The organism is Haloarcula ordinaria (assembly GCF_029338275.1).
Lineage (GTDB): Archaea > Halobacteriota > Halobacteria > Halobacteriales > Haloarculaceae > Haloarcula > Haloarcula ordinaria.
In genome coordinates this window covers 74,177-92,840 of record NZ_CP119790.1, presented here as the reverse complement: position 1 = coordinate 92,840, position 18,664 = coordinate 74,177, and the positions used below count along the sequence as shown (strand labels likewise).

The 18,664-nt window shown below is 59.1% G+C and carries 16 protein-coding genes and 1 pseudogene; 12 read left to right on the top strand and 5 right to left on the bottom strand.

Annotated features, from left to right (window positions below; translation table 11 throughout):
* Nucleotides 1-28: 28 nt before the first annotated feature.
* Nucleotides 29-1,168 (bottom strand): MFS transporter, encoded by a 1,140-nt coding sequence (locus P1L41_RS17300; RefSeq protein ID WP_276298763.1) that lies wholly within the window; start codon nucleotides 1,166-1,168, stop codon nucleotides 29-31.
* 230 nt (nucleotides 1,169-1,398) lie between these two features.
* Between P1L41_RS17300 and P1L41_RS17295 the strand changes: the two genes are divergently transcribed.
* Both P1L41_RS17295 and P1L41_RS17290 read left to right on the top strand, forming a co-directional pair.
* The gene (locus P1L41_RS17295; RefSeq protein ID WP_276298694.1) at nucleotides 1,399-1,794 is read left to right on the top strand and encodes a CopG family ribbon-helix-helix protein; all 396 of its coding nucleotides are present in this window, start codon (nucleotides 1,399-1,401) and stop codon (nucleotides 1,792-1,794) included.
* A 164-nt stretch (nucleotides 1,795-1,958) separates the two neighbouring features.
* A complete protein-coding gene (locus P1L41_RS17290) occupies nucleotides 1,959-4,553 on the top strand; it encodes a heavy metal translocating P-type ATPase (protein ID WP_379789233.1) in 2,595 nt (864 codons plus the stop codon).
* Nucleotides 4,554-4,964: 411 nt separating this feature from the next.
* On the opposite strand, the gene P1L41_RS17285 is transcribed toward P1L41_RS17290, so the two are convergent.
* Both P1L41_RS17285 and P1L41_RS17280 read right to left on the bottom strand, forming a co-directional pair.
* Nucleotides 4,965-5,117, bottom strand: coding sequence for a hypothetical protein (locus tag P1L41_RS17285; RefSeq protein ID WP_276298693.1), 153 nt, complete (start codon nucleotides 5,115-5,117; stop codon nucleotides 4,965-4,967).
* Between the two features lie 111 nt (nucleotides 5,118-5,228).
* The gene (locus P1L41_RS17280; protein ID WP_276298692.1) at nucleotides 5,229-6,002 is read right to left on the bottom strand and encodes a DUF7847 domain-containing protein; all 774 of its coding nucleotides are present in this window, start codon (nucleotides 6,000-6,002) and stop codon (nucleotides 5,229-5,231) included.
* Nucleotides 6,003-6,078: 76 nt separating this feature from the next.
* On the opposite strand from P1L41_RS17280, the gene P1L41_RS17275 reads away from it, so the two are divergent.
* The gene (locus tag P1L41_RS17275) at nucleotides 6,079-6,357 is read left to right on the top strand and encodes a hypothetical protein (protein WP_276298691.1); all 279 of its coding nucleotides are present in this window, start codon (nucleotides 6,079-6,081) and stop codon (nucleotides 6,355-6,357) included.
* 729 nt (nucleotides 6,358-7,086) lie between these two features.
* Here the strand turns inward: P1L41_RS17275 and P1L41_RS17265 are convergent.
* Complete coding sequence (locus P1L41_RS17265) at nucleotides 7,087-8,001, bottom strand: hypothetical protein (RefSeq protein WP_276298690.1); 915 nt, start codon at nucleotides 7,999-8,001, stop codon at nucleotides 7,087-7,089.
* Nucleotides 8,002-8,362: 361 nt separating this feature from the next.
* On the opposite strand from P1L41_RS17265, the gene P1L41_RS17260 reads away from it, so the two are divergent.
* From P1L41_RS17260 to P1L41_RS17250, 3 genes are all read left to right on the top strand, one after another.
* Nucleotides 8,363-9,172, top strand: a complete 810-nt coding sequence (locus P1L41_RS17260; protein ID WP_276298689.1) for a DUF7847 domain-containing protein — start codon at nucleotides 8,363-8,365, stop codon at nucleotides 9,170-9,172.
* A 91-nt stretch (nucleotides 9,173-9,263) separates the two neighbouring features.
* A complete protein-coding gene (locus tag P1L41_RS17255) occupies nucleotides 9,264-9,716 on the top strand; it encodes an ArsR/SmtB family transcription factor (RefSeq protein WP_276298688.1) in 453 nt (150 codons plus the stop codon).
* 62 nt (nucleotides 9,717-9,778) lie between these two features.
* Nucleotides 9,779-10,618 (top strand): DUF7847 domain-containing protein, encoded by an 840-nt coding sequence (locus P1L41_RS17250; protein WP_276298687.1) that lies wholly within the window; start codon nucleotides 9,779-9,781, stop codon nucleotides 10,616-10,618.
* A gap of 21 nt (nucleotides 10,619-10,639) precedes the next feature.
* Here the strand turns inward: P1L41_RS17250 and P1L41_RS17245 are convergent, their stop codons facing one another.
* Complete coding sequence (locus P1L41_RS17245) at nucleotides 10,640-11,239, bottom strand: LURP-one-related family protein (RefSeq protein WP_276298686.1); 600 nt, start codon at nucleotides 11,237-11,239, stop codon at nucleotides 10,640-10,642.
* A gap of 383 nt (nucleotides 11,240-11,622) precedes the next feature.
* On the opposite strand from P1L41_RS17245, the gene P1L41_RS17240 reads away from it, so the two are divergent.
* From P1L41_RS17240 to P1L41_RS17215, 6 genes and pseudogenes are all read left to right on the top strand, one after another.
* The gene (locus tag P1L41_RS17240; protein ID WP_276298685.1) at nucleotides 11,623-12,891 is read left to right on the top strand and encodes an RNA-guided endonuclease InsQ/TnpB family protein; all 1,269 of its coding nucleotides are present in this window, start codon (nucleotides 11,623-11,625) and stop codon (nucleotides 12,889-12,891) included.
* A 442-nt stretch (nucleotides 12,892-13,333) separates the two neighbouring features.
* Nucleotides 13,334-14,734, top strand: a complete 1,401-nt coding sequence (locus P1L41_RS17235) for a COG1361 family protein (RefSeq protein WP_276298684.1) — start codon at nucleotides 13,334-13,336, stop codon at nucleotides 14,732-14,734.
* Between the two features lie 3 nt (nucleotides 14,735-14,737).
* Nucleotides 14,738-15,508 (top strand): ABC transporter ATP-binding protein, encoded by a 771-nt coding sequence (locus P1L41_RS17230; RefSeq protein WP_276298683.1) that lies wholly within the window; start codon nucleotides 14,738-14,740, stop codon nucleotides 15,506-15,508.
* Nucleotides 15,509-15,530: 22 nt separating this feature from the next.
* The gene (locus P1L41_RS17225; RefSeq protein ID WP_276298682.1) at nucleotides 15,531-16,709 is read left to right on the top strand and encodes an ABC transporter permease; all 1,179 of its coding nucleotides are present in this window, start codon (nucleotides 15,531-15,533) and stop codon (nucleotides 16,707-16,709) included.
* A gap of 73 nt (nucleotides 16,710-16,782) precedes the next feature.
* The gene (locus P1L41_RS17220) at nucleotides 16,783-17,934 is read left to right on the top strand and encodes an ABC transporter permease (protein ID WP_276298680.1); all 1,152 of its coding nucleotides are present in this window, start codon (nucleotides 16,783-16,785) and stop codon (nucleotides 17,932-17,934) included.
* A 113-nt stretch (nucleotides 17,935-18,047) separates the two neighbouring features.
* A pseudogene (locus P1L41_RS17215) lies at nucleotides 18,048-18,477 on the top strand (EamA family transporter).
* Nucleotides 18,478-18,664: the final 187 nt, after the last annotated feature.

Here is an 18,664-nt window from a genome sequence, read left to right as displayed (position 1 = left end):
GACCGAATCTCGGTCACGGTTTACGCGCTCAGCCGGCTTCCTCTTGTTCTGACTCCGCAATCGGTGCCTCCCAGAGTAGAATGCCCAGAGAGCTGACGACGAGGACACCGCCGGCCATGGCGAGGGCGAACGACGGGGAGACGATATCCGAGATGATGCCGCTCCCGAGCTGGAACGGAACGACTGCCAGCCCGCTAACCATCGCCATCGCACTGAGAACAGTTGCACGGCCGGTCGTCTCGATACGGTCGTTGACGTACTGGCCGGCGAACGACTGCGTCACGTCAGACAGGCCGCGAATCAGGAGGAAGGCCGGCAAGGCTAGGACTGGAATGAAGTACAGTCCAATCAGAGCGGTGCCAACGACGAAGGGCAGCCACAGAAACCATCTTCGGAGGCCGAAGCGAGCACGGATTGCGCCCGTGTAGTAACTCAGTCCAGCGCCGAAGAGACTGTATGCCGCGTAGAACCACCCGAGCAGAGCTCTGACCTGTGACTGTGTCGCACCGAAGTCGAGGACGACCGTCTCGAAGATCGGCTGCAGGAACACGAACACCAGGTAGGTCACGGCAGCGTAGAGAACGTAGTAATACAGGACGAAGGCACGGATATTTCGCTGCGAGAGAGTTTTCCGGACGACCGAAAGCGTCCGACGGAGACTCAACGCTGCCGCGTCGGTCCGCTCGTAGGTCGTTGGTTCCTCCACGGTCAAGAGGACGGGCACACCGAGCGCCGTAACTGATGCGGCGACGAACCAGGGATACGACAGGTCGATGGTCCCGAGGTAGCCACCGACGATCGCCGCGCCGGCCCCGACGGCTAGCGAGACAGATTCGCCACGGCCACGAACGTGCGCGAACTCCGCCGCAGAGAGGTCCTCCGTGAGCGTATCGTACAACCAGGCGTCTTCGCTCCCCGAGCGGAAGTTGTAGCCCATCGACCAGCAGATGTACAGGCCGGCTAATATCACGAACGAACTTGCAAGCCCGATGCCGAGCAGTGTGAGTGCGATAAGCGTGCTCCCGATGAGGAGACTGGTGCGCCGCCCGACACGGTCCCCGATATAGCCGGTCGGAATCTCACCGACGAGTGTCGTGAGGTTGTACAGCGCCTCGAGGATCGCGATTTGGGTGAAGGAAAGCCCCTGCGCGAGGAAGAAGAGGTACATGACCGGCCGGTAGAACTCGACCGCCTTGGTGGCCTTGTAGAGATAGTATTTTACGACGCTCGTCGGCGGTCGGTTTGGGCGTGAAGACCAGGACAGGGCGGTCGTATCGAGCGTCATTGGAACGAGCGCGTATCTGATACCGCAACGAGAACACGGATAACACCTGTTAATACCGCAGTCGGATCGGCGTAATACGGGGTGTCTTGTGTATCGAGGGAGAATCGCCCCCTATGCGTACGAGTTTCAACATCCCCGACGCGGTGGTCGACGAGTTCGACCAGGTGTGGCAGGAGGAAGGCATGGAGAACCGGTCGCGAGCGGTCAGAGAGGCCATGTTGGAGTACATCGAGCGTCACTCGCGGCTCGAAGCCGCCACCGACGAGGTGGTCGCCCTCATCGGCTTCGATTATCGATACCACGACGTGATCGAGGCAGTCCACAGCGTCCAGCACGAGTACCAGGACGTGATTCTGAACACGAGCCATACCCATCAGGGCGAGTGGTGCCTCGAGTCACTGTTCTGTCGGGGTGACGCAGCCCGAGTACGTGGCCTCACCTACCGGCTCCGGGACTTCGACCGCGTGCGACGTGTGAAGATTATGAGCATCCGCGGTCAGAGCGAGTGACGGGACTCCGGTTGTTCTCTGCCAGCCAGCCGTCTCCGGTACCGCTATCGAGTGACGCGACGCGAACCATATTAACTCACACTCCAAATTTTAACAAACTGTATGACTTAGGCGGCACTTGATAACAGCCAATTTAATAAACCGCTGGCGGCTAGATCCATCTAATGAATACTTCCGGTTCGGACTGCGACGAGCGTCGTAGTTCCGACGACGGTGTGTCACCGGACACGCCGGATGGGAACACGACGATACGGCTCAGTGTCCCGGACATGGATTGTGCGTCGTGTGCGGGGAAGGTCGAAAGCGGTCTCGACAGTGTCGACGGCATCTCCGACTACGAGACACACCCGGCGACGGGCCGAGTCGTCGTCTCCTACGACCGTGAGCGGACTACAGAATCCGCCATCGTCGGCGCAATCGAAGGCGCGGGATACGAAGTTACCGACAGCGACGGGACCGAGACGGTGCGACTCTCGGTCCCGGACATGGACTGTGCGTCGTGTGCGGGGAAGGTCGAAAGCGGTCTCGACAGTGTCGACGGAATCACTGGCTACGAGACGCACCCGACGACTGGGCGAGTGGTCGTCTCCTTCGACGCCGACCGCACGAGCGAGCGCGAGCTCGTCGCTGCAATCGAGGGGGCGGGATACGAGGTCACAGACAGTGACGGTGGGGCTTCCGAGGAGGAGGGCGAGCAGGAGACCGCACCGGGCGTCTGGCGGAGCGAGCGTGCGAAGAAGACCGGTGTCGGCGCCGTCTTCCTCGCTGTCGGTCTGGCACTGGAGTTCTTCCTCGCGGGTCTCAATCCATCGATCGCGACTATCCTCGGGGAGCCACTCCACGTCGCCGACCTGCTGTTCCTCGTCTCGGTCGGGGTCGCCGGCCAGTCGATCGTTCGCAACGGGTACTACTCGGCGAAGAACCTGAACCTGGACATCGATTTCCTGATGACGGTCGCTATCGTCGGGGCGCTGTCTGCCAGTCTGGCCTTCGGCGAGGCGTTGTACTTCGAGGCGGCGACGCTGGCGACGCTGTTCAGCTTCGCCGAGCTGCTTGAACGCGCCTCGATGGACCGTGCCCGTGATTCTCTGCGGGAACTGATGGACCTCTCGCCCGACGAGGCGACGATCAAACGCGGCGGTGACACCGAAACGATTCCCGTTGGAAACGTGGCCGTTGGCGACGTCGTCGTCGTCAGGCCGGGCGAGAAGATACCCATGGACGGCACCGTGACCGACGGAACCAGCGCCGTCAATCAGGCCCCTATCACTGGTGAATCCGTGCCGGTTGACAAGACGGTTGGCGACGAGGTGTACGCAGGGACGATAAACGAGGAGGGCTATCTCGAACTCGAGGTCACGTCCGCGGCCGGGGACAACACGCTCTCGCGCATCGTCGAGATGATCGAGGACGCCCAGTCGAACAAGACCGAGCGCGAGCAGTTCGTCGAGCGCTTCGCGGGGTACTACACCCCCGTCGTCGTCGTCTTCGCCGTGCTCGTCACGGTCGGGAGCCCGTTCGTTCTCGGGGTGACGGTGTCCGAAGCGGTCGTTTACGGGTTGACACTCCTGGTACTGGCCTGCCCGTGTGCGTTCGTCATCTCGACGCCGGTCTCCGTCGTCTCCGGCGTGACCAGTGCCGCGAAGAACGGCGTCCTGATTAAAGGCGGTTCGCACCTTGAATCGATGGGTGCTGTGGAAGCCATCGCCTTCGACAAGACGGGCACGCTGACGAAGGGTGAGCTGACGGTGACTGACGTCGTGCCGCTCAACGACAACACCGAGACGGACGTGCTCCGGTGCGCCCAGGGGCTCGAGAAACGGAGCGAGCACCCCATCGGTGAAGCCATCGTCCAGCGAGCTGACGGGGCCGATGTCGCCGAGCGCGACGTCGACGCGTTCGAGAGTATCACCGGGAAAGGCGTGCAGGCCGAACTCGACGGGACGCCGCATTACGCGGGTAAACCCGGTCTGTTCACCGAACTCGGGTTCGACCTCTCGCACGTCCACGCGACGACCGACGGGGGCGTCGTCACACAGACGAGTCAGCAGCTCTGCGAACGAGCCGGCTGTCTGAACCTCCTTTCCGATACGGTCCCCGCCCTCCAGTCCGAGGGAAAGACGGTCGTCCTCGTCGGCACCGAAGACGAGCTAGAGGGCGTTATCGCTGTCGCCGACGAGGTCAGGCCCGAGGCGAAAGCGGCTATTGAACGGCTCCGGGCGTTGGGTGTCGAGCGAACGGTAATGCTTACCGGGGACAACGACCGGACCGCTGCGGCCATCGCCGACGCGGTCGGCGTCGACGACTACCGTGCCGAACTGCTCCCGGAGCAGAAGGTGACTGCCGTCGAGGACCTCGTCGCGGAGTTCGAGGGCGGTGTCGCGATGGTCGGCGACGGCATCAACGACGCGCCGGCGATGGCGACGGCCACCGTCGGTGTCGCGATGGGTGCTGCCGGGACCGATACCGCACTGGAGACGGCCGACGTCGCACTGATGGGCGACGACCTCTCGAAACTCCCCTATCTCTACGAGCTGGCGGGCGACGCCAACGGCGTCATCAGGCAGAACATCGTCGCGAGTTTGCTTATCAAGGCTGGGCTCGCACTCGCCGTGCCCTTCGGCTACGTCCCAATCTGGCTCGCCGTTCTCGCGGGCGACGCAGGGATGACCGTCGGCGTCACGGCCAACGCGATGCGTCTCTCGCGTGTCCGGGCCGATGCTGAGTCGAGCACCAGCGACTCGAGTCCCACGGCATAACCAAGGGTACAGCGCCGGCGTCGAATACGAAAAAAGGGACTATATTACCCAAATGAACCTCATTTGGAACAAATTAATACTCAGATTACCCCATATCGACCCATATGTATTATATAATGGCTCATATACCCCTCTCATGGGAACATATTAAAAACGAAATGGGCTTTTTGCAACTACTATTGGCAAAAAAGGAACTAGAATCGAATCCGTTGTTCATTAAGGCAGAAAAATACGTCTGCTTACAATGTATACATAACGGCAAAATAACAATGGTTCCCTTCGTGACTCGAATCGGTGTGCCTCGAACGGTGAACTCCATTTATCCAAATACCGTCACACGTTGTGGATGAAGTCCGGTCGATTGCATCGAAGGCTGATACCGAGTGGTTGCTACTCGGTGTGTTTCAGTATTTACGGGGTGACGATCACCTCAAGGGCAGCAATCCCGAGTGCGACCCAACGGATTGTGCCTTCAAGGAAGGCGAATGCAATGAGGGCGATGAGCGCGGCATTAACGAAGCTTATACCATAGCGAATGGCTGGATTGTCGACGATGGAGGACATCTGTGGGGTTTGATTAGGAGTACAATCATGTTCTTGTATATTCTCTCTGGGGATCCAACTCTGATCAACAGACGTGTCTTCGCCATCGGTTATCGAATTCGGATTTTCTAACTAGCTCCCGATGCCATCGAGTGATTCAGAAACCCCACTCGTATCGATACGTTCTGGGCTGTCTCCTTGCAGTTGTAGATAGGCCGCAGCGATCATCCCGTATAACAGGACGAATAGGATGCTGTTGAGCGTATTCACGATGAGCTCACCGACAATCGCTGCGTTGGTAATGTCGAACAGCGTTCCGACGATGCCGCTAATGAATCCGATGACACCAGAGATGATTACGAGGACAGCTAACTTCAATCGGTTTCCACGCGAAAGCGCCCAACTCTGTTTGAGTGCGCCGATGATTCCTCGATCCTCGACACCGACGACGAACGTGAAGAACAGGAAACAGACTGCAAGGAATATCCCGGGAAGGAACAAGAATGCGAATCCGATCATGATGGCGAGGCCGACAACAAGCCCGCCGACGAACATCGAAAGCGTTGCTCGCCCCATCCGATGCGTGTAGAGGTCACTCGGAAAGCTCGACAATTTTCCTGTCGGACGGGTGAGTGCCCGTGAAAGGACGACAAAATACGCGGAACTGAGGATGACTGCTCCGACGAACAGGCCACTGGCAACAGTGCCTGATACGGGGAGTGTCAATCCGAGGGCTGCTTCGATTTCACCAGCCGGGCCTTCTGGGAAGAAACTGATAACTGCCGTATTGATCGATGCCTGTGTCAGTAACTGAAGTGCGAGAAACGCGACGAGCAGTATCCCACCGGTCGGCGTGAGGACTCGCTTGATTCCATCACTGATCGCTCGCCCAAGTTGGAGGGTCATATTTTGTTTTGGGTATCGGCAGAGAATAAACACAGGGAAGACTCATATCGTGTTTTAACTCTTCCAGGCTCCGTTCTTGTACTCAAAGAGTCGTCGCACATCAGCATACAATACGTTCTTCCTACTCGTTGCGCTGCCGGGCTTCGCACTGGGTGCGGTTGGATACTTCGTGCTCAATGGGCCGCTCGCTGCGGGGGCGCTCGTCGGTGGGGGTGGGATTGTCGTTGCTGCCATCGTGGGGTCACAGACGGCCTCTGCGATTGTCCGGACGTCGCTGTATCGATACGCGACGACGGGTGAAGAGGTCGGTCCGTTCGATGCTCGGAATCCAGACACGATCTTCCCCGAAAGCTGACGATGCCGATTTACGACCGGCGGTCACCTTCGGAGTACGAACTCATCGATCGATGGGACACCGGAATCGGGTGGCTCGCGCACCCGAACGAAAACCGGTCGCCGGACGAGTCACGCCGTCATTGGAGAGGACGGTGGCGTGTGGCTCGTCGATCCGATCGGCGCGCCAGGGTTCGACGAAGAGCTTTCGACCCTTGGTGACGTACGCGGTGTGATCGTCTGCTCGAACTATCACGTCCGTGACGCAGACATTTTCGCGGCGCGTCTAGATGTACCAGTGTACTGTCCCCCGTGGCTTTCCCGAGCAGCATCTCAACTCGATGCTCAAATCGAAACGGAGAGGAAAACGGTCGGTACTTTCGCATTCGAACTACGTCGTTGCCGTCCGTTTCCAGGCTGGTCTGAAGCAGTTGCCTACCGGGTGGCTGATCGGACGCTCTACGTTCCCGACATACTCGGGACTTCACCGCTGTTCACCGTGGATGAGGAGCGACTCGGGATGTACCTTCTGTGTCGGTTCGCCCCGCCCCGACAGGTGTTCGAGGGACTTTCTCCCCAACGAATCCTGGTCGGCCACGGAACCGGGATCTTTGAGAACGCCTCCGCTGCCCTGCGGACGGCACTTGATGGAGCACGTCGCCGCTTACCTGCAGCATTACGATCCAACGGGTGGAGACAACTCCGGGCGCTGACAGCGGCACTTGGGGGTCGAAGTTAGATCGGATTCTATTCAAGGATAGACAGCTAACTCGAATTCGTACCAATTCCCGTCGTAGATCGCGTACAGATTCGGAAACGTCGTATATTCTGCATAATCGCTGTGGTCCCGTACGTGATCGGCGGCGTTGAGCTGCGTGAGGACTGTGTCGAGTCCGTCCGACAGTGGTGGCGACTCTTCATAGAACCCTGAGACTGGTCGCCCGTCCGTTGCCGTGTCGAGTACGTCCGTTGCTTCACTTGAGAGCGAAACCGTCGAAAAGTCGACTTCGAGAACGGTTTCGCGTACGTGTTGCTTGTATTCGGATCGTGACTCCCCGATTTCCTCGGCTGAGAACGTTCGTTCAGTAACGGAGATCGCATTCTGCTCGGCCTGGGCTTGGAATAAATGATCGTTGTGTTGGAGATATTCGAACGGGGGTGATGGAACGAGGTCGCTGGCTTCGGAATTGAGTAGATGGTGATATGTGACGCCGCGTGAACCGGGCTCCTGATCACCGACATCGATGGCTGGGTCTCTATCCGCGGCGGCGGCTTCCATAGCCTGCTGTAGTATCTGCTGGTCACGATTGGACAGTGACGTGACCGGTACTGTTACCGGATTAGTACTGTCGGGCTGTTCCGAGTCCTGTAAGTCGAGATAGAATTCCCACCAGTCTCGTTCGACAGTGTGGACCGTCTCGACGTGGATCCGGTAGTACTGATCGCCGTCAGTAGCGAACTGAGGGCGTTCCCGTTGCTCGGAGCCAAATTCGTACTCGTAGGCCAACTGATAGTTCAGCACCGTAACCGAGCCACTCGCAAGCAGTTCGTCGTAGACGGTACGCTTGTACTCGTCAGGGTAATCGATAGCGAACTGTGCTCGCTGTCCCGTCGGATCTGCCTGTAGGAACGCCTCGTACGGATCTTCTGTCGGATACGCACTCAATCGAAAGCGACTATCACCCGACGCGAGACAGCCGGCGACACTAGTGACTCCCGCTGCCCCGAGTGTCGTCAACAGTGTCCGTCGAGAATATTGAGCACTCATTTGCTACGTCTACCGACCACCGGTAGGGTTCGAAACAATTCTATCTCACGGAACGGTTCGAACAATATACGATACTGACGTATTATCACGAGTAGCCAGTTATCGCTGGGCGGGATGCTTCAAGACCCCGATAGCTAAAACCGAAACTGTGCTTTGCACCGTGTTCACGAAACAGGCGTTAGAGGGGGCTCAAAATGGTTAAATCTAGTTTTGATACTACGTTCGACCTAATATGTGACAGCGGCAATCCGTAGATACGATGGTCACAGTCTCCGCATTCAAAGATGGATTCACCGCCCTCCGTGCGAATCCAGTCCTGCTCGTCGCCGGCCTCCTTGTCGGGGCCGCCAGCCAGCTACAATACGTCGATCATCTGATTGAATCACCACTCCTCTCGGCAGGCGTGTCGCTCGCCTGGCTGATCGTCTTCCCGTTCGTTCTCGGCGGGTTCCTCGGCACTGCCCGAGCGGCGATAGACGGAACAGACCCGTCTCTCAGCGGCTTTTTCACTGCCGCCCGGGCACATTACCTCCGACTGCTACTCGCAACTGTGTTGTTCGTGCTGCTCGTCCTTGGAACAGCTATCGGACTCGGACTCGTTGGGTTCGTTCTCGGTATCGGGTCGATGGCGCTCGCTGCGATTCACGAGATGGCTGCGTTCGTCGCAGGCGTCATCTCCCTGCTTATCTGGCTGGTGTCGATCCTCGTTGTCATTATGTTCGTGCAGTTTTACGACACTGCAATCGTCATCGAAAACGAGAGCGTTACTGATGCGTTCCGGAGAAGCGTTGGGCTCGTTCGCTCGAACCTGAAAAGTGTCGCTGGATTCTCATTGGTGTGGCTCGTCCTGCTGAACGTCTTTTTCATCCCCGAATACTATCTCCAGTTTACGATGACGAGCGCTGGTCCAACTGACGTGTTACCGATTGACCTCGGGATTCCGGTCGCTGTCCTGCTCCCGATTGGGATTGCTCTTTCCGCGGTCGGCTTCGCGTACTTCTATACCGTGTACACGGCCTACTACATGCGATTAATCGCTGTCTCACCAACCGCCCCGAAATCAACATAAAGACCTACCAACAATTACGAACGATAGTTTCGACTAGCCACCGATCGAACCAGATCCCCCGCAACCGCCATTCACAGAACCTAACCCCACTATGCCACAAATCCTTCCGACACAAACGGACGCCACCGTCGAACGAAGCGATACCCCAGCTGTCCTGAGTCTCGACGACGACACGACGCGAGACGTGATCGAAGCATTGTCCTCCGAGACCGCCTACGAGATATTTCGGCTGCTCAACGAAACGCCAGCGACGCCGTCGCGGATCGCTGACCAACTCGACCAGAGCGTGCAGAACGTCCATTACCACTTGGAGAATCTCGAAGCAGCCGGCGTGATCGAAGTCACTGACACCTGCTATTCGGAGAAGGGCCGTGAGATGAGCGTCTTCGTCGTGTCCGGGGATCCCACGCTCCTTTTTCTCGGTACCGAGGACGATCGGCCGAGTCTCAAGCGCGCGTTCAAGTCCTTCGCCTCGCTGCTTGGTCCTCCGTCGATTCTGCTCGCGGCTGGCGAATCCATCTCCCAGTTCGTTACTGCCGAATGAGCGAACATACCGACACACCGAGCCGAAGGGGTTCTACCCCCGCCGACACAACCACGCGTGACATGGCACCGACGATCAAGGCCCGAGACGATGTCGATGGGTGTGGCTGTCTCGAATGCCGCAACATCGAGACCACCACCACCAATCGGACCGTCCTCGACGCGCTCGTCTGGTCCGTTCGCTTGTTTCGATCCTACCCATCGATCCTCGCCTTCGCTGGCGTCATTATCCTCGCCAACCGCCTTCTTGAGACCGATAGCATCAATGTACTCCCACTGCCCGCGATCGGCGTGGTCGAGGCCCTGACTGCGTTCGCGTTCATCATCTCGATTCGCGCTTACGTGGGAACGATCGTCGCCGGCGAACTATCGGGCGAGCCCGTCACGATACGCGAGGGACTGCGTCGAAGCATTGCCCGGACTCCGGCGCTAGTCGGCGTTATCCTTATCATCGTGTTTTCGGTGATGACGATCCCGTTCTTCGTGTCGCTTCCACTCTTCCTTCTGGTCGGTGTGCTCCCCGTCACGCCGGTTGAGATGGTCAGTTTTCCCGTCGCTGCAGCGGTCGGCGGGATAATGTTTGCCGTGCCGTTTCTATTTCTCCTGTTCAAGTTCTGGTTCGCGCCCGAGGCGTGCGTCATCGGCCAGTATGGTCCTCTCAAATCACTCCGAGTGAGCTGGCGCATCACGACGGACTACCGACGAAAGTTCGTCCTCATCGTCGTCATCGCTATTGGAAGTGCACTCAGCCTATATTTACCAACAGTTCTCCCCGGCCTCGAAACGGGATTGACGCTGGTACACCCTGTATTGCATGTGATTTCTTCGAGTGCCGGTGAACTCCTCTCGATCGTGTGGGCAAGTGCGTACGCACACATCTACGTCCAAGGGATCGTCTCGTGAATCCGGAATTGTGCTGGGGATTCAATTTCCTTGAATCGCATCGATTACGATCGCGGCGATCACGATTGGCTCTGTCGGGATCGAACTCGTATCGGTAAGACTAATCTCGTACTGATCGAAGCCAAACAGCGCGAATTCGCCCTCGATTGAGCCGACTGGATTGCCTTCTGATTCGGTTATCTCGTACTGGTGGGCGATCCCTTGACCGACTGGCAGGAATTTCCGTGCGAGGGTAATGAGTGCACCACGTGAGCTAATCTCAGCAAGCAGCGATTCATCGTCGACATCGCGGAGTCGCCACGTGTCTTGCAACAATGACAGGTCATTGTCGAGGATAACGAGTTCTTCGTCGGTACGGCTATCCGTGAGGAGATAATCGCCAGCAATGTCCCACGTATCGATCGCTTTCACACGACAGATCTCAGTCCCGTCGGCATCGACGAAGGGAAACTCGTCTTTTCCCTCGTACATCTGGTACGTGGTACGAAAAAGCGTATCACCCGTAACGTCTCTCGCTTCATACTCGGGGCGAAAGTTCTTATCGCGCCCAGTCTGCTCGACAGTATACTGGTTTCCATCGAGATCAATCGCGGAGAGTCCATACTGTTGTAAGTCTGTCATAGTTCGATGTGTTCAACCGTGGCAAAAGTAACTACCGCCTGTAGTAGCACACCGACGTGATTCGAACACCCCCTAACCGAAATCGACTCGGACCTGCCGGTTGAATCTTGCAACGACACGTGACAGCCAGCATAGGGACTCCGCGCGTTGTGGTACTGACTGGTGGGACGAGCGGTATCGGACGTGTCGCTGCAACAGAACTCGCTGCACAGGGAGTGTCCGTTGCGGTTATGGAAGTTGCAAGGCTAAAACCCCGCCCTTCAGGGCGGGGATACAGCCGACAACTCCTCCACTAACCACGCTCGATGGCATTGATGGATATTCCACGCTCAGTCGTTACTATTAATCTGAAATCATTCATAACTAGTTATGGACACAGTACGATGCTGGAGACAACTCGCACATTTCGAGCGAAAATCGTCAATCACCAACAGGTGAGCGGCGACCTCGACGAGTGCGGGTTCTCCGCATCCAAACTGTGGAACGTCGCCCGATACTACACGCAAGGTCGATGGGACGACGACGGGGAAATCCCCGACGACGGCGAACTCAAATCCGAACTCAAGGAACACGAACGATACAGTGACCTACATTCTCAGTCAAGTCAGCGAGTTCTCGAAGAGCTTGCTGAGTCGTTCACCAGTTGGTACAAAGCACGCCAACGCGGAGACGAGGACCCCAACCCACCCGGCTACCGCAAACACGGCGACGAACACCCGCGCTCCACCGTCACGTGGAAGCAGAAGGGTATCAAGCACGATTCCAAGCACAACCAACTTCGTCTAAGCAAGGGCTTCAACCTGAAGACCCACCGCTCGGACTTCATCCTCTGCGAGTACGAGACACGCCCGGACGTGACCGTGGAGAACATCCAGCAAGTGCGTGCTGTCTGGAACGGTGACCGTTGGGAACTTCACCTCGTCTGCAAGGTCAAAATACCCGTTGAGGATGCCCCCGGTGACAACACGGCGGGCATCGACCTCGGCATCACGAACTACCTCGCCATCGCCTACGACGACGGTGATGCGGAGTTGTATCCGGGGAACGTGCTGAAACAGGACAAGCACTACTTCACCCGCGACGAGTACGACACCGAGGGAGAGAACGGCCCGTCAAGCCGGGCGCTTCGCGCCCGTCAGAAACTCTCGCGTCGGAAAGACCACTTCCTGCACGCCCTCGCCAAACACATCGTAGAGCAGTGCATCAACCACGAAGTTGGTTGCATCGCCATTGGTGACTTGAGCGAGATTCGAGAGAATGAGAACGGTGACACGCGGAACTGGGGGAAGCGCGGGAACAAGAAACTCCACGGCTGGGAGTTCGACCGCTTCACCCGGTTGCTCGAATACAAAGCCGAAGAGCACGGTATCCCCGTAGACCGCAAGAGCGAGCGAGACACGAGCAAGACGTGTTCGTGTTGTGGGCGGAAGCGTGACGCGAACCGCGTGGAACGTGGGTTGTACGTCTGCGAGTCGTGCGGTACGACGATGAACGCGGACGTGAACGGCGCGGTGAACATTCGCAGAAAGATAACTCAGAGTCCTCCTACGGAGGATATGAGTAACGGTCGTTTGGCACGACCAGTAGCCTACCTGTTCAACCAAACCTCCGGGTCGTTTCACCCGAGGGAACAGGTGGGTTGCGAACCGTAATATCCCAACGCTCGGGAATCCTCGGCCTTTAGCGCGGGGAGGATGTCAACCCTGTGGTGAGTCGCCAGATATTGCTTGATTTGGCTCCGGTGGACCGACGTACCGTTTCGACTTCGACCCACAGCGTTCGAGCAGGAACCATCGGCACTGTCTGTCCCGGTTGGCGTCTGATATGTCACACATTCGCCAGCGGAGTCATACACGGATATCCGTCGCGACAGAGTCTGTGTAGGATGGACGGCTACACAGGCGTAGCAGACACGATTGTTACATATCACCAGAGTTAATATCTATTGGAGAGAACGGGGAACGGAATGGTCCCCAATCAAGCCCCTCCACTAGCATCGCACAGATGATCGGGTCGGTGCGAACGCGGTCTCCAGCATCGATTTGGTCCGTGATCGTCCTCACGTTACTCCTCGTCACAGTCGCTCCAATCGCTGTGGAGACAGTGTCGGCCGAATCCAACATCGCCATCACTAACGTGACACTTTCGACCGAACAGCCGGCCCCCGGCCAGCTGGTAGAGGTCAGGACGACTGTTCGAAGCTCGACGAACGAGTCGAAAGCGGTGAAGATAACGGACGTATACGTCCGACCGGCGGGTAGTGCCAACGACAGAGCGCGAGTAGAGAACATCGGAACCGTGAGTGGCGGCCGGAGTTTGACGGTCCCACTGACGCTCTCGTTCGACGATCCCGGCGTGAAGAACCTCCGCGTGTACGCTACCGGACGGATGCCCGACGGCGACTACGTCCGGCGCGAGTACCCCCTGACCGTCGTCGTCGGCGGCGATGGTCCGGGACTGAACGTGCGGGCACAGAATCCGAAGGTCGGTGGCGAAACAGAGGTGTCGGTCAACGTGACCAACGGCGAGACGAACGAGATCCGTGACGTCCGCCTCCTCGTAAACGGCTCTAACGTCGCCGTCGAGAATCCCGAGCGTATCGCGGCAGTCCTCGAGTCCGGTTCGGAGCGGTCGTTCACCTACACCGCGACCTTCCTCGAAGACGCTCCGAGCACGGTACGGGCAACGCTCCAGTACACCACAGACGGTGGGCAAACCAGAACTGTCACGAAGCAGATGAGCGTCGGAACCGACCGACTCTCCGCATCCGGTGACCGACCCCAGGTCGAGCTCTCGGTCCGTGACGCAGTCCCGGGTGCAACCAGGCCGGTAAACGTCACCGTTGCGAACGGTCTCGACGAGGAGGTCCGACAGCTGCGGGTCAGTGCGTCCTCACCGTCGGCGGCGTTCGACGTCACTCAGCGCGTCCGTGCCAACTTGTCGGCCGGCGAGACGGCCACGTTTACGTTCCCCGCGACCGCCGAAGAGGCCGGCACACTCCCGGTAAACGTGACGCTCGAATACACCCAGGACGGAGTGCGGCGCTGGACGACACAGACGATCCAGGCCTCGTTCACCGCTCCACCGAACCCCGCCGAGGTGACCCTGACAGATCTGGATGCGGTCCAGAGAGGCGGGCGGATCGAGATCTCGGCAACTGCCGGGAACGTCGGATCGACGGAAGCGGAGGCCGTCGTCGTTTCGTTCGGTGATGCACAGCGAGTTGGTGCCGCCGAGTACTTCATCGGCGAAATAGCGGCGAGCGACTTCGCCTCCTTCACCCTCCGAGCGAACGTCGATGGGAACGTCTCCTCGGTCCCGGTCGAGGTACAGTACATCGTCGACGGCGTCGAACGGAGTGCGGTTACCGAGGTCCCCGTCGAGCGCGAGGTCGTCACCCGAACGTCCAGTGGGGGCGGATTCCCGGTACTGCCCGTCGTCGGACTTGCCATCGTGCTCGCTCTGGGCGCGGTCGGGTACCGCGTGTGGCGGTGATCGATGGTGCCTGTCGACGACCGACCGGGAGACGGCGATGGCAACGAAGTCACCACGGGGACGCCGCTCATCAGTGGCACGAACGTCGTCAAGGAGTACCAGACCGGTGGGCAGACGATCCGCGCGCTCAAGCGAATCGACTTCCGGATCGATGAGGGCGACTCAGTCGCAATCGTCGGCCCCTCCGGCAGCGGCAAATCGACGCTCCTGAACCTGCTGGGTCTACTGGACGTCCCCACGTCAGGTGAGATCCGCCTCAGGAAACAGGACGTCGCGACGCTCTCGGACAGCGAGCGCAACCGCGAGCGAAAACAGACGATCGGGTTCGTCTTCCAGAGCTATTACCTCATTCCCACGCTGACGGCGCTCGAGAACGTCGAGATGCCCCGGATGCTCGACCGGACCCCCAAGAAGACGCGTGATCGAGCGATGGAGCTCCTGGAACGAGTCGGGCTCAGCGACCGGTTAGATCACACACCAGACGAACTATCGGGCGGACAGAAACAGCGGGTCGCGATCGCTCGCTCGCTGATCAACGATCCAGAGCTCGTGCTAGCCGACGAACCGACGGGGAATCTCGACCGCGACACCGGCGATCAGATCCTCGATCTGTTCGAGGAGCTCCGAGCTGAAGAGGGGGTTGCCGTCGTGATGGTCACTCACGACGAGTACGTCTCGGAGGCCGCCGACCGAGTTGTCAATCTAGTCGACGGCAACCTTCGAGCGCCAGACACGGCCACAGGCGCCGATGGAGGGTATCGTGACCGGGAATAGTGACGGTCGAGACCGCTCGTCGATGAGCAGGCTCAGGCACATCGCTGCCCTCGCACCGACTGTCTTGCTGGCGCGCCGGAACGTCTCCCGGGCGACCGCACGGTCGACACTGGCTGTCGTCGCTGTCGTCATCGGGGTCGTGGCCGTCGGAGCTATCGGCACCGGGGGAGAAGCCTTCAAACAGAACCAGGTCGCGGCGTACGAGGGTTTCGGGGGTACGGCGACCGTCCATCCCGTCGTGTATCCAGAGGCCGAGGACCCCAACCGTAACTTCTCCGATGCGGAAGTCACCCGGATGCGCCGGGCGGCAGAGGGTGCGACGGTCATTCCCGTCGTCCAGCCGTTCGGCTCGCTCGTCCGCACTCCAGCCGGAGAGACCGTCGTCACCGCGCAGGTCAAAGGTATAGAGGACCCCGGGACGTTCTACGAGACTGCCAACGGGTCGGTCCCGGAAAACTGGCGGCGCAGCGTCATCGTCGGTTCGCGGATTGCTGCCGACAACGACATCGAGCCCGGCGATCAGATGACGGTCGTCGTCGAGGACGAACTCGAGGGGACATTCCCGGTCGCAGCGGTCCTGCGACCACAGGGGTTTGCTGACCCGCTTTCGGCCGATCAGTCGATCTTCGTTCCCATCTCGAGGTTCGATGACGCGACGTACGACGAAGTGATCGTGAGAGTCGACCCGTCAGCGGGCTCGGTCGCCAGGGCAGCTACCGATATCGAGACTGAGTTCAATTCGCGCAGACGAACCGTCTCCGTCCAACAGGTCCAGCAACAGCGCGAACAGTTCGAGCAATCGTTCGAGACGGTCAACCAGTTCCTCATCGGCGTGGGCGCTATTTCGCTGCTCGTCGCGGGTGTCACGATCGCCAATACGCTGCTGATGTCCGTCATCGAACGTGAGGGGGAGATCGGTGTCCTGCGTGCAGTGGGCTACACCAGAGGCGCCGTGGTTCGCATGCTCGTCGCCGAAGCGACGATACTCGGCATCATCGGGGGCGTGATTGGCGTACCGATCGCTCTCGGTATCGGCGCGGTGATCAACGTGTTCCTCGTCGGCGATCCACTCGCGTTCACCCGGGCCGGGCTGCAGTACGTCGGTATCGGTTGCCTCTTTGGAATTGCGACCGCGCTCGTCGCCGGCGTCTATCCAGCGTGGAAGGCCGCGAACAAACGACCTGCGGAGGCGTTCGACTGATGCACAGAGCCGTCCCAGCAGTCTGGACCGACATCTCACTGGATAGGTTGTACGGCAAGCGAGGTGAGCGCAGATGAGCAGACTCTACCGGTTAACTGGCCGATTCCCCGTGGTCGTCATCGCGTGGCGGAACGTTTCGCGTGCGAAGGCCCGATCGGCACTCGCGGCCGCAGCGATCGTCATCGGTGTAGTCGCGATCGGGGCGATCGGGGCAGGCGGGGCAGCGTTTAAACAGAGTCAGTTCCAGTCCATCCAAGAGCAGGGTGCGACGGACGTCTTCGTCGCCCCAGGGATCGACAAAGAGCCCGGACACTTCGATCGTGAGGATGTGCAAGCGATCGAGGAAACGGTCGGTTCGGCAGGCGTCGTTGCCACCAGAGGGGGAGAAGCGGAGTGGGTGAGACGGGGCGACAGGCGCGAGTCAGTTTCGATCACGTACATGGACGATCCGCGGTCGCTGTACACCATCAACGACGGGGCGATACCTGAAAACTGGCGGCGGAGCATCGTAGTCTCGAACGAATTCGCCCGGGAACACGGACTCGGCCCCGAAAGCCGACTCACGCTCGCGCTCGACGAGGACACGGGAGCGACCTACCGGGTCGTCGCCGTGCTCGCAGCGACGCAGGGTTTCGGATCGAGTGACGTGTATCTCCCGATCGAGCAAGCGCCTGCCCGTGAGTACGACCAGGTCCGCGTTCGAACGCGGTCCGTCGACCGGGCAGAGTCCACCGCGGATGCCCTTCGGGAACGATTCAACGATCGGGAAGATCGACTGCTTGTCTTCGAACTCACGTCCCTGGTCCGACTGCTCAAGACGATCGTCAACGGAATCAACGTGTTTCTGACAGGATTGGGGTCTATCTCGCTGCTGGTCGCTGGCGTCTCGATCACGAATACGATGCTGATGGCGGTCATCAAGCGCCGCGAAGAGATCGGCGTGCTACGGGCGATGGGATATGGGAAAGCCGACATCGTCCGGATTCTTCTCGTCGAGGCTGTTATGCTGGGAGCGATCGGTGTTGTCGTCGGGTTGACGATCGCCTTCGTCGTTGCGTCGATTGCCAATGCGATATTTCTCGGCGACCCCCTCGCGTTCACGTCCGATTCGCTCCTGTATCTGATCGGCGCTGCAGCGTTCGGCATACTGACGAGCCTCATAGCCGGGGCGTATCCGGCCTGGCGTGCGGCGAACGAACGTCCCGTTGACGCGCTGCGTGGCTGAGGCTGTTCGTGATCGACTTCGCTCGGTCGGGTGTCACCGATGCGCTCTCTCACGGGAGCCTCGCCGCGGTCGCAGGTCGTCAAACACTTGTCTGTATCCGGCAAGGCGTGCGTATGGGCGCTACATACCTACACTACGCGCTTCTCGCGATGGGGGCGTACGCGCTCGTTTCCCCACTCATGCGCGTAGCGACGACCGGTCCCGACGCGATTCCGGTCAACGTGGCCGTCGTCATCTCTAACACCCTGCTTATAGTGATGTCACTCGGTGTGTTGTGGCACACGGACCAGGGCATAGTCCCGTATCTGTCGTCACGAAAAGTGGCGTACGTGCTCGCGGCGGGCATTTTTTGGGATCGGAATCATCTCGTTGTACCAGTCGTTGTCAATGGGCCCTGTAAGCGTGGTAACGCCCATCTTCGCGATGTTTCTCGTCTTCTCCTCGACGATCGGGCTTCTCGTTTTGGGCGGGGGGGTTACCACGCGCAAAGTGCTCGGCATATGCTTCGCCATGCTGGCCGTCTACTTCATTTCGGGCGCGTGACGAACGCGACGACACGACCGTGAGTAGTCCCCGAAACACAGGACCGACTCCATGCAAGATTCGTGCTCTGTATCCAGCACTGTCTCGATATATTGTCTGCGAATGAGTCTGTCAACAGCGCTAACTGGTCCGGGGAGTGTGAGGAGTACACTATACATGCTCTAAAACGAAGTGGCACTAGAACGGA